A 16195-nucleotide genomic window follows, 5' to 3' on the forward strand; every position below is an offset into this window, starting at 1 on the left:
AGCTGCAGCTTTGAAGATTTTTTGTGTAGAGGCTGACGTTTGCACACGTTACGTGTAATGAAGAGTTTATGTGAAGTAGAGAAGATATTCTCTTTCCATAAAAAGCAGGGTGGTACCGCGGAGAGATCCGTCCCTGACGTAGGATGACTGCGACAGGGCAATGCTTATATTTTTGAGAAGAAGCAGGAAAGTTCTGGCAGCAGAGGTTTCTTGCTTGTTTTTCTTTAACGGCAGGGAATTTACTGTTTGGACTTACGACAGCGTCAGCAGTCTGGTGCGGCACAAACCGCGCAAACATTTCAACATAAGAAAGGAACTGATATGATGAAAGAAAAGTTGACCAAAATTTTAGAGGATGCACTGGGCCAGATCGACCGCACAGAGCAGTTGGAGCATTTGAATGATGTGAAAGTGGCATTCTTAGGCAAGAAGGGTGAATTAACTTCAGTGCTAAAATCAATGAAAGACGTTGCGCCGGAGGATCGTCCAAAGGTCGGACAGCTTGTCAATGAGGCGCGCGCTAAGATCGAGACGAGATTGGAAGAAAAACGGGCCGCTTTTGAAAAAGCAATTCAGGAAGAAAAGATTAAGAGCGAGACAATTGATGTAACATTACCGGGCACAATGTTGCCAAAGGGCCATCGTCATCCGAATACGATCACCTTAAAAGAAGTAGAGGATATTTTTGTTGGTATGGGATATGAAGTAGTAGAAGGGCCTGAGGTTGAGTATGATTACTATAACTTTGAAGCACTTAATATTCCGGCAAATCACCCGGCAAAAGACGAGCAGGATACGTTTTATATTACAAAAGATATTTTACTTCGTTCCCAGACATCTTCGGTACAGGTGCATGAAATGGAAAAGGGCAAACTGCCGATCCGCATGATCGCACCGGGACGAGTATTTCGTTCGGATGAAGTAGATGCAACCCATTCACCGACTTTCCATCAGATTGAAGGTCTTGTCATTGATAAAAATATCACGTTTGCGGATCTGAAAGGAACGCTGCAGGAGTTTGCAAAGCGTTTGTTTGGTGAAGAGACCAAAGTAAAGTTCCGCCCGCATCATTTTCAGTTTACAGAGCCTAGCGCAGAGATGGATGTTACCTGTTTTAAGTGTGGCGGTAAGGGCTGCCGTTTCTGCAAGGGTTCCGGTTGGGTTGAGATCTTAGGCTGTGGTATGGTTCATCCACATGTATTGGAAATGAGCGGAATTGATCCGGAAGAGTATACCGGTTTTGCCTTCGGTGTCGGTTTGGAGCGTATCGCATTGTTCAAGTATGAGATTGACGATATGAGACTGCTTTATGAGAACGACACACGTTTCTTGAAACAGTTTTAAATAGGACATAAGATTAGGAAGATGTTCACAGGAAACAGACAACGAGAATGAAGAATGCAGCGGTCGGAGTATTTACGATAGAGACTGCGGAAAAGAGGTAAATAAATGGATACATCATTATCATGGATAAAAGCATATGTGCCGGATCTTGATTGTACGGCACAGGAATATACAGATGCAATGACATTGTCAGGAACAAAGGTAGAGGGATTCACAGAGTTTGATAAGAATCTCGACAAGATCATTGTTGGCAAGATCAATAAGATCGAAAAACATCCGGATGCGGATAAGCTTGTGATTTGTCAGGTACAGATAAATGAAGAGGGTGAAGAAGTTCAGATCGTAACCGGAGCAGCAAATGTCAAAGAAGGTGATAAGGTTCCGGTCGTATTGGACGGCGGACATGTTGCAAGTTCACACAAAGATGGGGAAAACGAGAATGGTTTTAAGATCAAAAAGGGAAAACTGCGTGGCGTAGAATCATTCGGAATGATGTGTTCGATCGAAGAGTTAGGATCTACGACGGACATGTATCCGGATGCAGCCAAAGACGGAATTTATATTTTAAGCGACAATCCGGAGTACAAAGATGCACCGATTGGATCAGATGCAATAGAACTGCTTGGATTACACGATGTGACTTTTGAATATGAGATCACATCTAATCGTGTAGACTGCTTCGGTGTTCTCGGTATTGCACGTGAAGTAGCAGCTACGTTTGGTAAAAAATTTGTTCCTCCGGTTGTAACGAAAACAGGAAACGATGAAGATGTGAATGATTATATCTCCGTTGATGTACAAAGTCCGGAATTGTGTCCACGTTATGTTGCCAGAGTTGTCAAAAACATCAAATTGGCACCATCACCTGAGTGGATGCAGAGAAGACTGGCGTCTGTTGGTATTCGTCCGATCAATAATATTGTTGATATTACCAACTATGTTATGGAAGAGTTTGCGCAGCCAATGCACGCATATGATCTGGATACGATCGAGGATCACAAGATCGTAGTCCGTAAGGCAAACGCCGGTGAGCCGTTTAAGACATTAGATGGACAGGAGCGCACCTTAGATGACAGTATGTTAATGATCTGTGATGGTAAGAAACCGATCGGTCTTGCCGGTATTATGGGTGGTGAAAATTCCATGATCACAGATGATGTAAAGACAATGTTGTTTGAGGCTGCTACATTCGATGGGACGAACATCCGTCTGTCCGGAAAGAAGCTTGGTATGCGTACCGATGCGCAGGCAAAATTTGAAAAGGGACTGGATCCGAACAATGCAATGGATGCAATGGATCGTGCCTGCCAGTTGATCGAAGAACTGGGCGCCGGTGAAGTGGTTGGCGGTGCAGTGGACTTTTATCCGGTAAAGAAAGAGCCGCTCTGCATTGCGTATGATCCGGCTAAGATCAACGCACTTCTTGGAACGGATATTTCAGAAGAAGATATGATTCGTTACTTTGAAACGATCGATCTTCCGGTAGACCGCGAGAAGAGAGAAGTAATTGTACCGACCTGGCGTCAGGATCTGGAGCGTATGGCAGATCTTGCAGAGGAAGTTGCAAGATTTTACGGTTATGATAACATCCCGATGACGCTGCCAAGCGGTGCTGCAACGTCCGGTGGATTATCTCAGAAATTACAGCACGAAGATATGGTTCGTGAAGTAGTTGAAAATTACGGCTTCTGCGAGGGTATGACATTTTCGTTTGAAAGCCCGAAAGTATATGATAAACTGAATCTTTCCGAGGATGATGTGCTTCGCAAGAGTATTCAAATCACGAATCCTTTGGGCGAGGATTACAGTGTAATGCGTACTTCCGCACTTGGTGGAATGTTAACTTCTCTGGCTACGAACTTTAAGCGGCGTAATCAGGAAGTGCGCTTATATGAGCTTGCCAATGTTTACCTTCCAAAGCAGCTTCCGCTTACTGAACTGCCGGATGAGAGAATGCAGCTCACGCTCGGTATGTATGGTAAGGTTGATTTCTTTGATATGAAGGGTGTCGTACAGGCTGTGTTAGAGCGTATGGGGATTAAGACGGCTGCTGTGAAGTACGATCCAAATGCCGGGAAGAGTTTCCTGCATCCGGGCAGACAGGCAGTTGTTACCTGTGGTGGACAGAGTGTTGCTTATTTGGGAGAAGTGCATCCGGAAGTTCAGAAAAACTTCGGTATCGGTACACGTGCTTATATAGCAGTTGTTGATATGAAGGTTGTCAGCAGTTTGGCTGATTTTGATGTTAAGTATGAAGGTGTTGCCAAGTTCCCGGCAATGACACGCGATATTAGTTTAACAATGAGCAAAGATGTTTTGGCAGGCGAAGTGGAGGAGATCATCCGCATTCGTGGAGGTAAATTGTTAGAGTCTTGCGAATTGTTTGATATTTATGAGGGAGAGCAGTTGACGAGAGGATATAAATCTTTGGCTTATAAGATTGTATTTAGAGCGTCAGACCGTACGTTGACTGATGATGAAGTCAACAAGTGTATGGATAAGATTATGAATGGACTGGGCGAGAAGAGTGTAGTACTTCGTCAATAGTCGCAGAAAGGGATATGATGTGAGAAAAGAGCATAAGCAGAGGATTCGAATAATATCGTGGATATTATTTGGCATATATCTGATCATGATGGTATATTTTTTGTTTTTCAGTGAGCAGATGGGACGTGTACCACGGGATACGTACCAATACAATTTGCAGCCGTTTGCTGAGATTAAGCGGTATCTGTATTATGCCGGCAGAGTGGGGACAGTACTGGTGCTGCTAAATCTGCTAGGCAATATCATATGTTTCATTCCATATGGATTTGTAATACCGGTACTGTCTGTGCGATGCCGCAGTTTTGGAAAGATCCTTCTGCTAAGTTTTTTGGCATCATTACTGGTAGAGAGTATACAATTAGTGTCCAAGTTAGGATCGTTTGATGTAGATGACATTATGCTGAATACACTAGGAGGCATATTGGGATATGTATTGTTTCGATGCTGCAATGCGATACTTCATATTTGGAACAAAAAACGAAACTCACCAAGTTAGCGGGTTATCTTGGGGTATGGAGGATTAGTACATGGCGAGAAAAAAGAAGGAAAGAGAATCTTCTCTACATTTGACAGACAAGCATCATCCGTTATTAGGCATTGTTGCTACGTTGTTGGCGGTTTTGTCGGCAGGGATGTTTGGCGCTGCCTGCGTTGCTGCAAGCGGGAGTAATGGTCATGCAGGTTTGTTAGTCGGATTCGTTGGAATCTGTAGTTTGGTCGTGGCAGGTGTTGGTTTCGTGCTGGCATGGATCAGTCTTCATCAGGAAGATATCCGTCCGCATTTTCCAACAATTGCATCTATATGTAATGGGCTGTTAGTTATCTTTTATCTGATGCTCTATATATGGGGGACCATCGTTTGATCTATGTTTGCATCAAACGTTTTATTGTAGAAAGGAGAACCATTACGTATGGCAGTTCATTTTTCTGATGAGGAAAAAGAAAAACTGAAACAAGACAAAGCATCTATTTATGAGGATCATACCGATGAGGCGATCAAAGAGGAGATTAAAAATCTATCTTGGAAAGGTAAGTTGAAGCAGTTTCAGCATTATTATCTCAAGGGAGTGATCATAGCGGTCGTGATCATAGCGATGATCGGACTGCAGGTATATGATGCGGTCACAAAGGCAGATGTCCTGCTGTTTATCTGTGTGCAGGGAGATGTTATTGATGATGATAATGTAGAAAAGATCCAAAAGGCATTGAACGAGTATTTAGGATATCAAGATGGCAAGGAAACCGTTCGCCTGTCTTTAGATGGAGATGATCAGCAGATCCAGACATTTCTGTATTCCGGCACGGCAGATCTTTTGATCTGTTCGGAGGAGAATTTAGAAAAATGGGGGCATGCCGGCTATTTTTATTCGGAAAACGGCAAGGATGGTGCAAAAGGCAATGAAGAGGTTGCGTTTTATTCGGAATATCCGGAAAAATATCGTCGATACACGCAGTATATTTCCGGAGAGGATGTACGCAGTAATACCACGGACAAGAATATGAAGGCATCCGATAAAACGCAGTATTTTACCGGTTTATCGCTCAAGGACAGCGAAAAATATAAGCAGCTTGGTGGTATGCTGCCGGATCCGGTCATTGCAATGAGCAATGAGTCAAAACATCCGGAAGATGCGGAGAAGATCATTCGCTATTTGATGGATAACTCCCTAAAGTGGAATCTCAAGATCAAAACGGCGTCAGATGGGCAGAATACGAAGTAGTCAAAATTCTAGATTCATTTTTGAAAAAATTTAGAAATTTTTCACAAATTGATAAAAAAATGAAAATAAAGGTTGACGAAAATTTATTTTCTGCTATAATTTCAGTTATGACAAAGGTGTCACGAAGAGAATTCGTGGCACCTTTTTTCGTTTCATTGATAATTTTTTGGTGAAACGGGCAAGGTCAACATTTGATGTCCTAATTAACGTCCGGACAACGTATTCATTTATGAATTGGGATCATATGAAAAACTACAACAAAAAGGAGGATATCGTTATGTCAAAAGAAGTGATTACTTATATTAACGAGAATCTATATGGTATTTGGTTTTTGATCGGTGCCGCATTAGTATTTTGGATGCAGGCCGGATTCGCAATGGTTGAGACAGGTTTTACAAGAGCAAAAAATGCAGGTAACATCATCATGAAAAACCTGATGGACTTCTGTATTGGAACCGTGACATTCATTTTGATCGGTGCATCATTGCTCTTGGGCGAGGATTTTCTGGGATTTATCGGAAAACCCGGCTTGGATATTTTTACAGCTTACAAGGATTTTAATTACTCCGCATTTGTATTTAACTTAGTATTCTGTGCCACAACGGCAACGATCGTTTCCGGTGCAATGGCAGAGCGTACCAAGTTCTTATCTTACTGTGTATACTCTGCAGTAATCTCTGCTTTTATCTATCCGATCGAGGCACATTGGATCTGGGGCGGCGGTTGGCTGTCTCAGTTAGGATTCCATGATTTTGCGGGATCTTGTGCGATCCATATGGTTGGTGGTATCTCAGCGCTGATCGGTGCTAAAATACTTGGACCTCGTATTGGAAAGTACAGTGTACGTACCGGCAAGCCGCATGCTATTCCGGGACATAATATTCCGATCGGTGCACTTGGTGTATTCATCCTGTGGTTAGGCTGGTATGGATTTAACGGTGCAGCAGCAACGTCATTAAGAGATTTAGGATCTATCTTCCTTACAACAACAATTTCTCCTGCAATTGCTACGGTAGTATGTATGATCTTTACTTGGATCAAATATGGCAGCCCGGATGTTTCTATGTGTTTGAATGCTTCTCTTGCAGGTTTGGTTGCGATCACTGCACCTTGTGATGTAACAGATGCAGCAGGTGCAGTAGTGATCGGTGCTGTAGCCGGATTGTTGGTAGTGTTTGGTGTATGGTTGTTAGATTATAAGTTGAAGATTGATGATCCGGTAGGTGCCGTAGCAGTACATATGATGAACGGTATCTGGGGTACATTTGCAACAGGTTTATTTGCAACTAAGTCAGCACCGGGCTTCCAGATTGCATTAGATAGCGGTGCGATCAAATCACAGGGTCTTTTCTATGGCGGTGGATTTGGCCAGCTTGGATTACAGTGTTTGGGTATCCTTTCTGTAGCAGCTTGGACGGCAGTAACAATTTCTATTGCTTTCTTAGTGATCAAAGCAACTCTTGGTCTTCGTGTTACACCGGAAGAAGAGCTTCGTGGTCTGGATGTTACAGAGCATGGCATGCCATCTTCCTATGCAGACTTTATGCCAGCCGGCGATATGTTCTACTCTAGAGGAACATCCGCTGAGATGTTGAAGGGTGAGGTTCCGATCGACAAGGCAGTGGAGGTTGTCAAGGTGACAGGCCGCGAGCCGGTTATTCCGCCGACAGCGACAGCCCCTGTCAGAAGTGCACAGGCAAAGGATTCCGATGCTCCAAAGATCACCAAGATCTCTATCGTATGTCAGCAGAGCAAGTTCGAGGATCTGAAGCTTGCCATGAACAATATTGGTGTCAGCGGTATTACCGTAACACAGGTTCTTGGATGTGGTACACAGAAGGGTATTACGACAAGATATCGTGGTGCAGAATTGGATGTTATCCTGTTGCCTAAGATGAAAGTTGAAGTTATCGTCAGTGCCGTTCCGGTAGAAGATGTTATCGAAGCAGCCAGAAAGGCTCTTTACACCGGCAACATTGGCGATGGTAAGATCTTTGTATACGATGTTGAAAATGTCGTAAAGGTTCGTACCGGTGAGGCTGGATTTGATGCTTTGCAGGGCGAAAATTAATAGGATCTCATAAAAAGTTTTTCTCTAATATAATATATTGCAATAAAAAGGAGCTGTGCGCCGGGCGTACAGCTCCTTTTCGGCTGAACAGGAAATTGTTGTTATCTGGTATGATGCATTGTAAAACACAGGCTTTTCTCTTTTTGATCAGAATCTTAATAATTCTTAATAAACAAATGACAGGTTTTATTGTATAATGTCTTTAGCAAATTATTTGCATTTCAATAGAGTCTCAAGGATTGGGCCGGAAAGGTATGGTTAGGGAAGAATGAAGAGAATATTAGTATGTGATGACGATCATGAAATTGTGCAGGCAATCTGCGTGTATTTAACAGATGCCGGATTTGAAATTGTGCGGGCATATAGCGGTAAAGAAGCGTTACAGTGTGTGTTAGATCCTGATCAGCAGATCGATCTGATCATTATGGATGTGATGATGCCGGAAGTAAATGGAATTGAAGCGACGAAGAAGATACGCGAATTATATAATATACCGATCATTATGTTGTCGGCAAAATCAGAAGATGAAGATAAGATCACAGGATTAAAGATCGGTGCGGATGATTACATGACAAAGCCGTTTAATCCGGAAGAGTTGGTGGCACGTGTGGAATCTCAGCTTCGACGGATCGAGATGATACGCGAGGGCAAGAATAAGCGCAGTAATGTGATTCGGATCGGTGGATTAGAGGTAGATGAATCAGAGTCAGATGTTACGGTAGACGGTCGAAAGGTGCGTTTGACACCGATAGAGCATCGGATCCTTCTGTTTTTGGTACGCAATGCTGGAACGACCTACTCATCGACAGAATTATATGAAAATATTTGGGGAGAGATTCCGGTCGACACCAAAAATATTGTGGCTGTTCATATTCGTCATATACGTGAAAAGATTGAGATCGATCCCAAGAATCCACGTTATGTCAAAGTAGTGTGGGGACGTGGTTATAAGATTCAATCACAGACAGAGAATTGATCACTGGTAATACGGTAGAAGGCTGTAGTGTCCTGGCACACGACGACCTGCAGTATGATTTACAATTTGTGTGCAGAAATGAGGTTCTATATGGGAAAATGGCGCGAGTCCCTAGCAGTACATATTATATTGCCACTTTTACTAGCGGTGGCGATCGGATTTTCGACGGTAGCCGGCATGATCATAGAGGGAACGAAAGAATATGCGAATGAAGGCGGTCAAAAGCAAGAAGATTTTTATGTTTCGCAAAAACAGGTCGAGCAGATGATGGATGGTTATCTGCGATTGTATGAGCAATATATGCAGATTGGAAGCGTTATAGCACCGGATGGCATGATCGATTATGATACGGTTTTGCTGACCTCTTTATCTTCTGGAGAGCATAAACAATATACATTAAAAGAATTGTTACGACGGGCAAACAGTACCGGGCTTCATGCGAGCAGACTGCGTTCTTTTATGTCCGATTTTCAGGACAAGTGCGCCTCCGGAGTCAGTTATCCGATCGAGACACAGTATGCGCTGTCTGCAAGAGATAAGGTCATTGTTGATGATGGACAAGTCTACCAGTTTACGAATCATTCCGGAGTGGGCGTAAGAGAAAAGCAGATTGCGGATGCACTGAAATATGAGTCCAACATGGTGTTGGTAAATAGTCTGACCAAAGATTATGGAAAGCAGTATCAGAAAGATCTGGATATTGAGATTGGACATTTGAATACGATGCCAATACAGTTTCATGCCAGCAGTGTCTATGAAAAATATATTATTACCTATTATGAAAAATATGCGAAATGGTATTTTATTAATAAATTATTGAGATACGCCAAAGATGATCAGGGAAAATGGTCCAAAGAATATCTGGATTTTTACGAGCAATATGAAGCGTATACGGAAACAGAGGAAAAACGGTATAGCAAAAAAGAGTGTCAGAAACTGCTGGAACAGGAGATGGAAGACACGTATGCTCACATTCCGGACAACAAAATGCCATGGTCAATGCACCGTATTCCGAGAACTATGGAAACGGCGACAGATTACGCAGTGTTTTTGGTAGAAACCTATCAGGAATTGCACTATATCTTTTCGGGGACCAATTTTGCATATGGCTATCAGGATTCTGCCGGTATGCTGTTGACGAATAATGAGAATTGGTGGAATCAAGTCGAACGCATGGTTACGGCAGGCAAAGTGGATAAGGCGACGGATAAGAGTAATGTGCTGTTTGCTTATTATAATAACAGAGACTATAACGGACAGAGTAATCTGCCGGAGGATACGTTTGAAATGTCCGGTAATATTCAGGAAAAGATCATGCAGATCGCACAAGAATATCAAGGTCGGTCTTATAGCATTGCCGTTGGATTGGATTTAAATGCAGTTCGTAATAAAACGGTGGCGGATGTTTTTGAAACACAATATATCTGGTCTGACAAGCAGGCGTATTATGCACAGGTCGGGCACAGTCTGTTAATGCCTGCTCTTGTTTTGACGCTGATTTTATTATTTGCTATGTGTTTATGTACAGGGCATCGGGCAGGATATAAGGAGATCGTATTACACAGTGTGGACAAGGTCTGGTTGGAATTGTTGGCTCTATGTGTCCTATTTTTGGTACAGATATATCACTGGATGCTGCAAATGTGGAACGGCTCTATGGCAAGGCTGGATTTTTTGATTGCGGCCATTCTCTTTTGGGCAATGAATTGTCTGGCTGCAGAAATTTTTTTGAGTTTATTAAAACGAATGAAAGCGGGAAACTTTTTGGAGGGAAGTATTCTGTTTCTGTTTGTCCGTGAGATCATATTTGGAAAGCTGCATTTGGGACAGTTTCCGGGATTTGCCAAAAGATTGTTTTATGAATTGCCGATCGGACAGAGATATTTGACCTTGTTTTTACTGGAAGGATTGGCGCAGGGAGTATTGATTGTATATGTATTCCAATTTGTACAGAAATACCGAGGAGTAAAGACAGTCCTTATGGAGCGGAAAGGGATACTATGCCTTGTGGCTTATTTGGTGTTGCTGCTTCTCTTACTTGCAACACAGATTCATAATCTGCGCACGGAGCGGGCGGATCGCATTTTGCTGCGGGAGGTAGAGCAGATGTCAGAAGGAGATTTTTCAATGCACATCGTGGCACCAAGTGGAGCTTCTTACCGACAGACCAAACTGGTACAGTATTTGAATCGTGTTGGCATGCGCGTGGATGAGGCGGTTGAAAAAAGTGTGCGCAGCGAACGAATGAAAACAGAACTGATTGCCAATGTGTCACATGATATTAAGACGCCGCTTACTTCTATTATAAATTATGTGGATCTGTTAGGCAGACAGAATCTTACCAATGAAACGGCGAAGGAATATATTGCAATCTTAGATCGCAAAAGTAAGCGCTTAAAAACATTGATCGAAGACTTGATCGAGGCATCAAAGGCATCCAGTGGTGCGATCGAATTAGAGATGGATGTCATTGATTTTGGCGAAATTGTAACGCAGACGAATGGTGAGTTCGAAGATCTGTTCCAAGAAAATAAATTGGAACTGGAGTGCGATATTCCAAATCAGGAGCTGCTCTTTTTGGGAGACGGAAGAAGGGCATACCGTATTTTGGAAAATCTGTATATGAATACAAAAAAATATGCCATGCCGGGTACGCGTGTGTATGTTGCACTGCAGGAGCAGGAAGAAGGAATCGTGTTCTCTATGAAAAATGTGTCGGCGGCCAAGCTAAATATTACACCGGAAGAGCTTACGGAACGTTTCGTGCGTGGAGACAGTTCGCGTTCTACAGAGGGCAGCGGTCTGGGGCTTTCTATCGCAAAGAGCCTGACGGAGCTGATGCAGGGGACGTTTCAGATCTTTTTGGATGGCGATCTGTTTCATGTGGAAGTTATGTTTCCGCATTATCAGGAGCAGCAGGAGGAAATGGAAAAGGAAGTATAATATTATCACTGCGCCGGGATCGATATCATTCTTCATGAAATAGAAGCGGTTCTTAGCGGCTTTGACGGACAATGTAATATATGGTATAGTAAAATGATTAGAGAATTTTTCAAGATAGGAGCAGCTAACTTATGGAACACTATACCAATATAAATGCTATGGTGCAGGCGGCAGACCTTACATTACCGCCACCGGAAAAAGAACCGGACAGACAGTATTATTTTATAAAAAAACTGCAGCAGCATATTGCGCAGAAAGAGCAGGAAAAAGGGCGAAAGCTCACATGCAATATTAAAACATTTGGATGTCAGATGAACGCCAGAGATTCGGAAAAGATCCTAGGTATTCTTCAGACGATCGGATATGAGGAGACGGATAGTGAACAGGCAGATCTGGTGCTGTATAATACCTGTACCGTTCGTGAAAATGCAAATCTTAAGGTATATGGAAGGCTAGGGCAGTTAAAACGTTACAAGTCCAAAAATCCGGACATGCTGACGATCCTTTGCGGCTGCATGATGCAGGAGCCGGAAGTTATTGAGCGCATAAAGAAGAGTTATCGCAATGTAGATATTATTTTTGGCACGCATAATATATTTAAGTTGGCAGAATTGCTGGCAATGCGACTGTTTGATCAGGATGCCAAGAGAATGATCATTGATATTTGGAAAGATACAACGGAGATCGTGGAAGAATTGCCAAATTCCCGTAAGTATTCTTTTAAGGGCGGCGTTAATATTATGTTTGGATGCAATAATTTTTGCAGTTACTGTATTGTGCCGTATGTACGTGGACGTGAGCGCAGCCGCGAACCGGAAGATATTATCGAAGAGATCAAAGGTATGGTAGCGGATGGCGTTGTTGAGGTGATGTTACTGGGACAAAATGTAAATTCTTACGGTAAGACGTTAGAGCATCCGATCAGTTTTGCACAGTTATTGCGTCAGGTAGAGCAGATCGAAGGGCTGGAGCGGATCCGTTTTATGACTTCACATCCGAAGGATCTGTCAGATGAGCTGATCGAGGTGATGTCGCAGTCTGATAAAATATGCAAACATCTACATTTGCCACTGCAGTCCGGAAGCAGCCGTCTGCTAAAGATCATGAATCGTCATTATACCAAGGAAAGCTATTTGGAACTGGTAGATAAGATCCGGGCCAAAAATCCGGACATTGCCCTTACGACAGATATTATTGTGGGATTCCCGGGAGAGACAGAAGAAGATTTTGCGGATACGATGGATGTTGTGGAAAAGGTTCAGTATGATAGCGCTTTTACGTTTATATATAGTAAACGCACCGGAACCCCTGCTGCCACTATGGAGAATCAGGTGCCGGAAGAAGTGGTTAAAGAACGTTTCGATCGTTTGTTAGAACGAGTTCAGCAGATTGCCGCAGTACATGCAGGCAAAGATGTCGGCAAAGTTGTGGAGGTATTGGTTGAAGAACAGAATGGACAGGATGCATCTCTTATGACAGGGCGCACCAGTCAAAATTATGTCGTGCATTTTCCGGGAGAAACTTGCTTGATCGGCAAGATCATTCCGGTGAAATTAATTGAAAGCAAAGGCTTTTATTATATGGGAGAACAAGCGTAATATCAATGGCGGTCAGAAAAAGGCGCAGCACTTGAAAAAGGGGGATTTCCATGTCACAGACAAAAAGTTTACGGCAGAAGCAGGAAGAGCGGGAACATCAAATATTAGGTCCGTTTGCATCTTATGCAGATGAGTCCGGAGGTCGCGACCGCGAGGAGCCGCAGTGTGATATCCGAACGGATTTTCAGCGCGATCGTGACCGTATTTTGCACTGTAAGGCATTTCGCCGTTTGAAACAGAAAACACAGGTCTTTTTGGCTCCGGAGGGAGATCATTATCGTACCCGTTTAACGCATACGTTGGAAGTGGCGCAAAATGCGCGGACGATCGCACGTGCGCTGCTTTTGAACGAAGATCTGACAGAGGCGATCGCACTTGGTCATGATCTTGGACACACGCCTTTTGGTCACGCCGGAGAGCGTGCACTGAACCGCATCTCTGAGGAATATGGCGGTTTTCATCACAATGAGCAGAGTGTTCGCGTGGTGGAACGGCTGGAAAAAGATGGCAAAGGCTTAAATCTGACGGCAGAAGTACGAGATGGAATCCTCAACCATCAGACAAGTCTGATGCCTATGACATTGGAGGGAAAGATTGTTCGCTTATCGGATAAGATTGCGTATATCAATTCGGATATAGATGATGCGATCCGAGCCGGTATCATACGGGAAGAGGAGATCCCAAAAGAATTGACAGATGTTTTGGGTGATACGACCAACAGTCGCCTGAATACGTTGGTGCATGACATCGTACATAACAGCGAGGGGAAGAATGAGATATGCATGTCATCTGATGTTGAGAAAGCAATGTATGCATTGCGCAAGTTCCTATTTGCTAATGTATATACCAATCCGATCGCCAAGGGCGAAGAGCGCAAAGTTGTACATATGATCGAGCAATTATATGAATATTTTATTCATCATTCTGACAAATTACCGGAAGAATTTTTGGAATTGATCAGGCAAGGGGAAACAACACAACGTACGGTCTGTGATTTTATTGCGTGCATGAGTGATCGGTATTCAGTAAACCTATATAAAGAGATCATGATACCGAAGTCCTGGTCGGTTCGTGGTGTGGAACACCGATAAAGAAAAATATATTTTGTCTGCAAAAAAGGAAATGGGAAAAAGACGTCGAATAACCCAAATAGAGTGTTTGATTTCGGAAAGGAGGAAACGGTGTGCCCAGATATACAGAAGAACAGATCGAACAGGTTCGGTCGGCAAATGATATAGTTGATGTGATAGGCGCGTCAGTACGATTGAAGCGTTCCGGCAGCGGGTATGTCGGGCTATGTCCGTTTCATAGTGAGAAATCACCGTCCTTTTCCGTGAACCCGGCGAGACAGATGTATAAATGTTTTGGCTGCGGTGTGGGTGGAAATGTGATCACGTTTGTCATGGAATATGAGAATTATTCGTTTCCGGAAGCGATGGAAAGCTTGGCAGAGCGGGCAGGGATCACTTTGCCAAAGCAGGAAATGACTGCCAAGCAAAAACAGGAAGAAAACTTGCGCTCAACGTTATTGGAGATCAATGCCAAGGCGGCAAGATATTATTATGCGACGCTAAAATCTCCACAGGGTAAATTAGGCCTTGAATATCTGCGGGGACGACAGCTTAGCGATGAAACGATCTTAAGGTTCGGTTTAGGTTATGCCGGACAGGGCGGCGGTGAGCTTTACCGCTATTTACGGCATGAAGGGTATGATGATCGCATTTTGCGTGAGACCGGATTGTTTAAGATGGATGAGCGTGGCGTTTATGATAAATTTTGGAACCGTGTTATGTTCCCGATCATGGATGTGAATAACCGGGTTATTGGTTTTGGAGGAAGAGTTATGGGGGATGCCAAGCCGAAATATTTGAATTCTCCTGAAACAAAACTTTTTGACAAGAGCCGTAATCTGTTTGGCCTCAATTATGCAAAGCAGGGCAAACGTAAGAAGTTTATTCTTTGTGAGGGATATATGGATGTGATCGCATTGCATCAGGCAGGATTTAGTGGTGCAGTGGCATCGTTAGGTACTGCATTTACAGAGCAGCAGGCCAATCTGCTTCGAAGATATACTGATGAAATCTATCTGACGTATGATAGTGACGAGGCGGGAGTCAAAGCAGCACTGCGTGCAATACCGATATTAAGGCGTGCAGGTATTACGGGACGTGTGGTTCATATGGAGCCATACAAAGACCCGGATGAGTTTATCAAGGGACTTGGCAGTGATGCGTTTGAAGAACGTCTGGAACAAGCACAGAACAGTTTCTTTTTTGAAGTAGATGTGCTTCGAAAACAGCACAATCTGAGTGATCCGGAGGAAAAGACAAAGTTTGTGCATGGAATGGCACGTAAACTTTTGGTGTTTGAGGACAAAGTGCAGCGGGATAGTTATTTGGAGGCGTTATCTGCTAAGTATAGTGTTCCGAAGGAAGATTTAAGATCCCTCATGATCCGCTACAGCAATATGGAGCCGGAAGGTTATCGGGAGGTCATGGAAGAACGACATGAACAGAGCAGAAGAAAGGCAATCCGCAAGGATCCGGAGGGAATGGCATATACGTATCGGCTGTTTTTGTCTTGGTTGATCGAACAGCCGGCCCTTTATGAACAGGTTAAACACATTGTGCATGTTGAGGATTTCTTAGAGGAGCCGTATCGTCAGGTGGCGGGGCTGCTATACGAGCAGCTGGAACGCGGACAAGCAGAACCGGCACAGATCATCAGTCGGTTTGAAGATGTAGAAGAGCAGCGGATGGTGGCAGGAATGTTTCAGACAACATTATCTGCGAAGATGGACAACCGTGAAAAAGAAAAGGCGGTCAACGAATTGATCCATCGGATCAAGGAGCGCAGTATAGAACATCAGACAAGAACTTTGACGGATTTTTCACAGCTTCAGGATCTTGTCCGCCAGAAAAAAGAACTGGAATCTCCGGGAAAACTGCATATTTCCCTGACAGGAGATCAGAATAGACAATAGATACAATGGAAA

The 16195-nt window shown here is 43.4% G+C and carries 11 protein-coding genes and 1 other annotated feature (1 of these 12 only partly in view); all 11 genes read left to right on the forward strand.

The genetic code is table 11. The features are described 5' to 3' along the window. Window positions 1–138: a binding site (T-box leader), on the forward strand; it begins 109 nt to the left of the window's first position. A 186-nt stretch (window positions 139–324) separates the two neighbouring features. The 11 genes from pheS to dnaG all read left to right on the forward strand — a co-directional run bounded on the left by pheS (window position 325) and on the right by dnaG (window position 16183). After that, window positions 325–1344, forward strand: coding sequence for a phenylalanine--tRNA ligase subunit alpha (pheS, locus tag DXB73_RS02695; protein WP_022026284.1), 1020 nt, complete (start codon window positions 325–327; stop codon window positions 1342–1344). Window positions 1345–1449: 105 nt separating this feature from the next. Continuing rightward, the gene (pheT, locus tag DXB73_RS02700; protein ID WP_118690070.1) at window positions 1450–3891 is read left to right on the forward strand and encodes a phenylalanine--tRNA ligase subunit beta; all 2442 of its coding nucleotides are present in this window, start codon (window positions 1450–1452) and stop codon (window positions 3889–3891) included. A gap of 19 nt (window positions 3892–3910) precedes the next feature. Next, entirely contained in the window at window positions 3911–4387 is a 477-nt protein-coding gene (locus DXB73_RS02705) for a VanZ family protein (RefSeq protein ID WP_118690071.1), read from the forward strand. A gap of 31 nt (window positions 4388–4418) precedes the next feature. Continuing rightward, window positions 4419–4754 (forward strand): DUF6142 family protein, encoded by a 336-nt coding sequence (locus DXB73_RS02710; RefSeq protein WP_118506480.1) that lies wholly within the window; start codon window positions 4419–4421, stop codon window positions 4752–4754. Window positions 4755–4802: 48 nt separating this feature from the next. Then, window positions 4803–5612, forward strand: a complete 810-nt coding sequence (locus DXB73_RS02715; protein ID WP_118690072.1) for a hypothetical protein — start codon at window positions 4803–4805, stop codon at window positions 5610–5612. A gap of 277 nt (window positions 5613–5889) precedes the next feature. Then, on the forward strand, window positions 5890–7683 hold the full coding sequence (locus DXB73_RS02720) for an ammonium transporter (protein WP_118690073.1): 1794 nt from the start codon (window positions 5890–5892) through the stop codon (window positions 7681–7683). Between the two features lie 268 nt (window positions 7684–7951). Next, window positions 7952–8659 carry a response regulator transcription factor gene (locus tag DXB73_RS02725; RefSeq protein WP_118690074.1) on the forward strand — a complete coding sequence of 236 codons (708 nt, stop codon included), beginning with the start codon at window positions 7952–7954 and terminating at the stop codon, window positions 8657–8659. A gap of 90 nt (window positions 8660–8749) precedes the next feature. Continuing rightward, a complete protein-coding gene (locus DXB73_RS02730; protein ID WP_182448179.1) occupies window positions 8750–11602 on the forward strand; it encodes a HAMP domain-containing sensor histidine kinase in 2853 nt (950 codons plus the stop codon). Window positions 11603–11733: 131 nt separating this feature from the next. Next, the gene (miaB, locus tag DXB73_RS02735; protein WP_118690076.1) at window positions 11734–13200 is read left to right on the forward strand and encodes a tRNA (N6-isopentenyl adenosine(37)-C2)-methylthiotransferase MiaB; all 1467 of its coding nucleotides are present in this window, start codon (window positions 11734–11736) and stop codon (window positions 13198–13200) included. Window positions 13201–13250: 50 nt separating this feature from the next. Next, the gene (locus DXB73_RS02740; protein ID WP_118690077.1) at window positions 13251–14291 is read left to right on the forward strand and encodes a deoxyguanosinetriphosphate triphosphohydrolase; all 1041 of its coding nucleotides are present in this window, start codon (window positions 13251–13253) and stop codon (window positions 14289–14291) included. A gap of 92 nt (window positions 14292–14383) precedes the next feature. Continuing rightward, complete coding sequence (dnaG, locus tag DXB73_RS02745; RefSeq protein WP_118690078.1) at window positions 14384–16183, forward strand: DNA primase; 1800 nt, start codon at window positions 14384–14386, stop codon at window positions 16181–16183. Window positions 16184–16195: the final 12 nt, after the last annotated feature.

It is taken from the genome of Clostridium sp. OM05-6BH, from assembly GCF_003481635.1.
Taxonomy (GTDB): domain Bacteria; phylum Bacillota; class Clostridia; order Lachnospirales; family Lachnospiraceae; genus Butyribacter.

Coding starts and splice junctions, on each gene's coding strand:
- miaB (WP_118690076.1), top strand. CDS start 11,734: ATGGAACACTATACCAATATAAATGCTATGGTGCAGGCGGCAGACCTT.
- DXB73_RS02715 (WP_118690072.1), top strand. CDS start 4,803: ATGGCAGTTCATTTTTCTGATGAGGAAAAAGAAAAACTGAAACAAGAC.
- pheT (WP_118690070.1), top strand. CDS start 1,450: ATGGATACATCATTATCATGGATAAAAGCATATGTGCCGGATCTTGAT.
- pheS (WP_022026284.1), top strand. CDS start 325: ATGAAAGAAAAGTTGACCAAAATTTTAGAGGATGCACTGGGCCAGATC.
- DXB73_RS02720 (WP_118690073.1), top strand. CDS start 5,890: ATGTCAAAAGAAGTGATTACTTATATTAACGAGAATCTATATGGTATT.
- DXB73_RS02740 (WP_118690077.1), top strand. CDS start 13,251: ATGTCACAGACAAAAAGTTTACGGCAGAAGCAGGAAGAGCGGGAACAT.
- DXB73_RS02725 (WP_118690074.1), top strand. CDS start 7,952: ATGAAGAGAATATTAGTATGTGATGACGATCATGAAATTGTGCAGGCA.
- DXB73_RS02710 (WP_118506480.1), top strand. CDS start 4,419: ATGGCGAGAAAAAAGAAGGAAAGAGAATCTTCTCTACATTTGACAGAC.
- DXB73_RS02730 (WP_182448179.1), top strand. CDS start 8,750: ATGGGAAAATGGCGCGAGTCCCTAGCAGTACATATTATATTGCCACTT.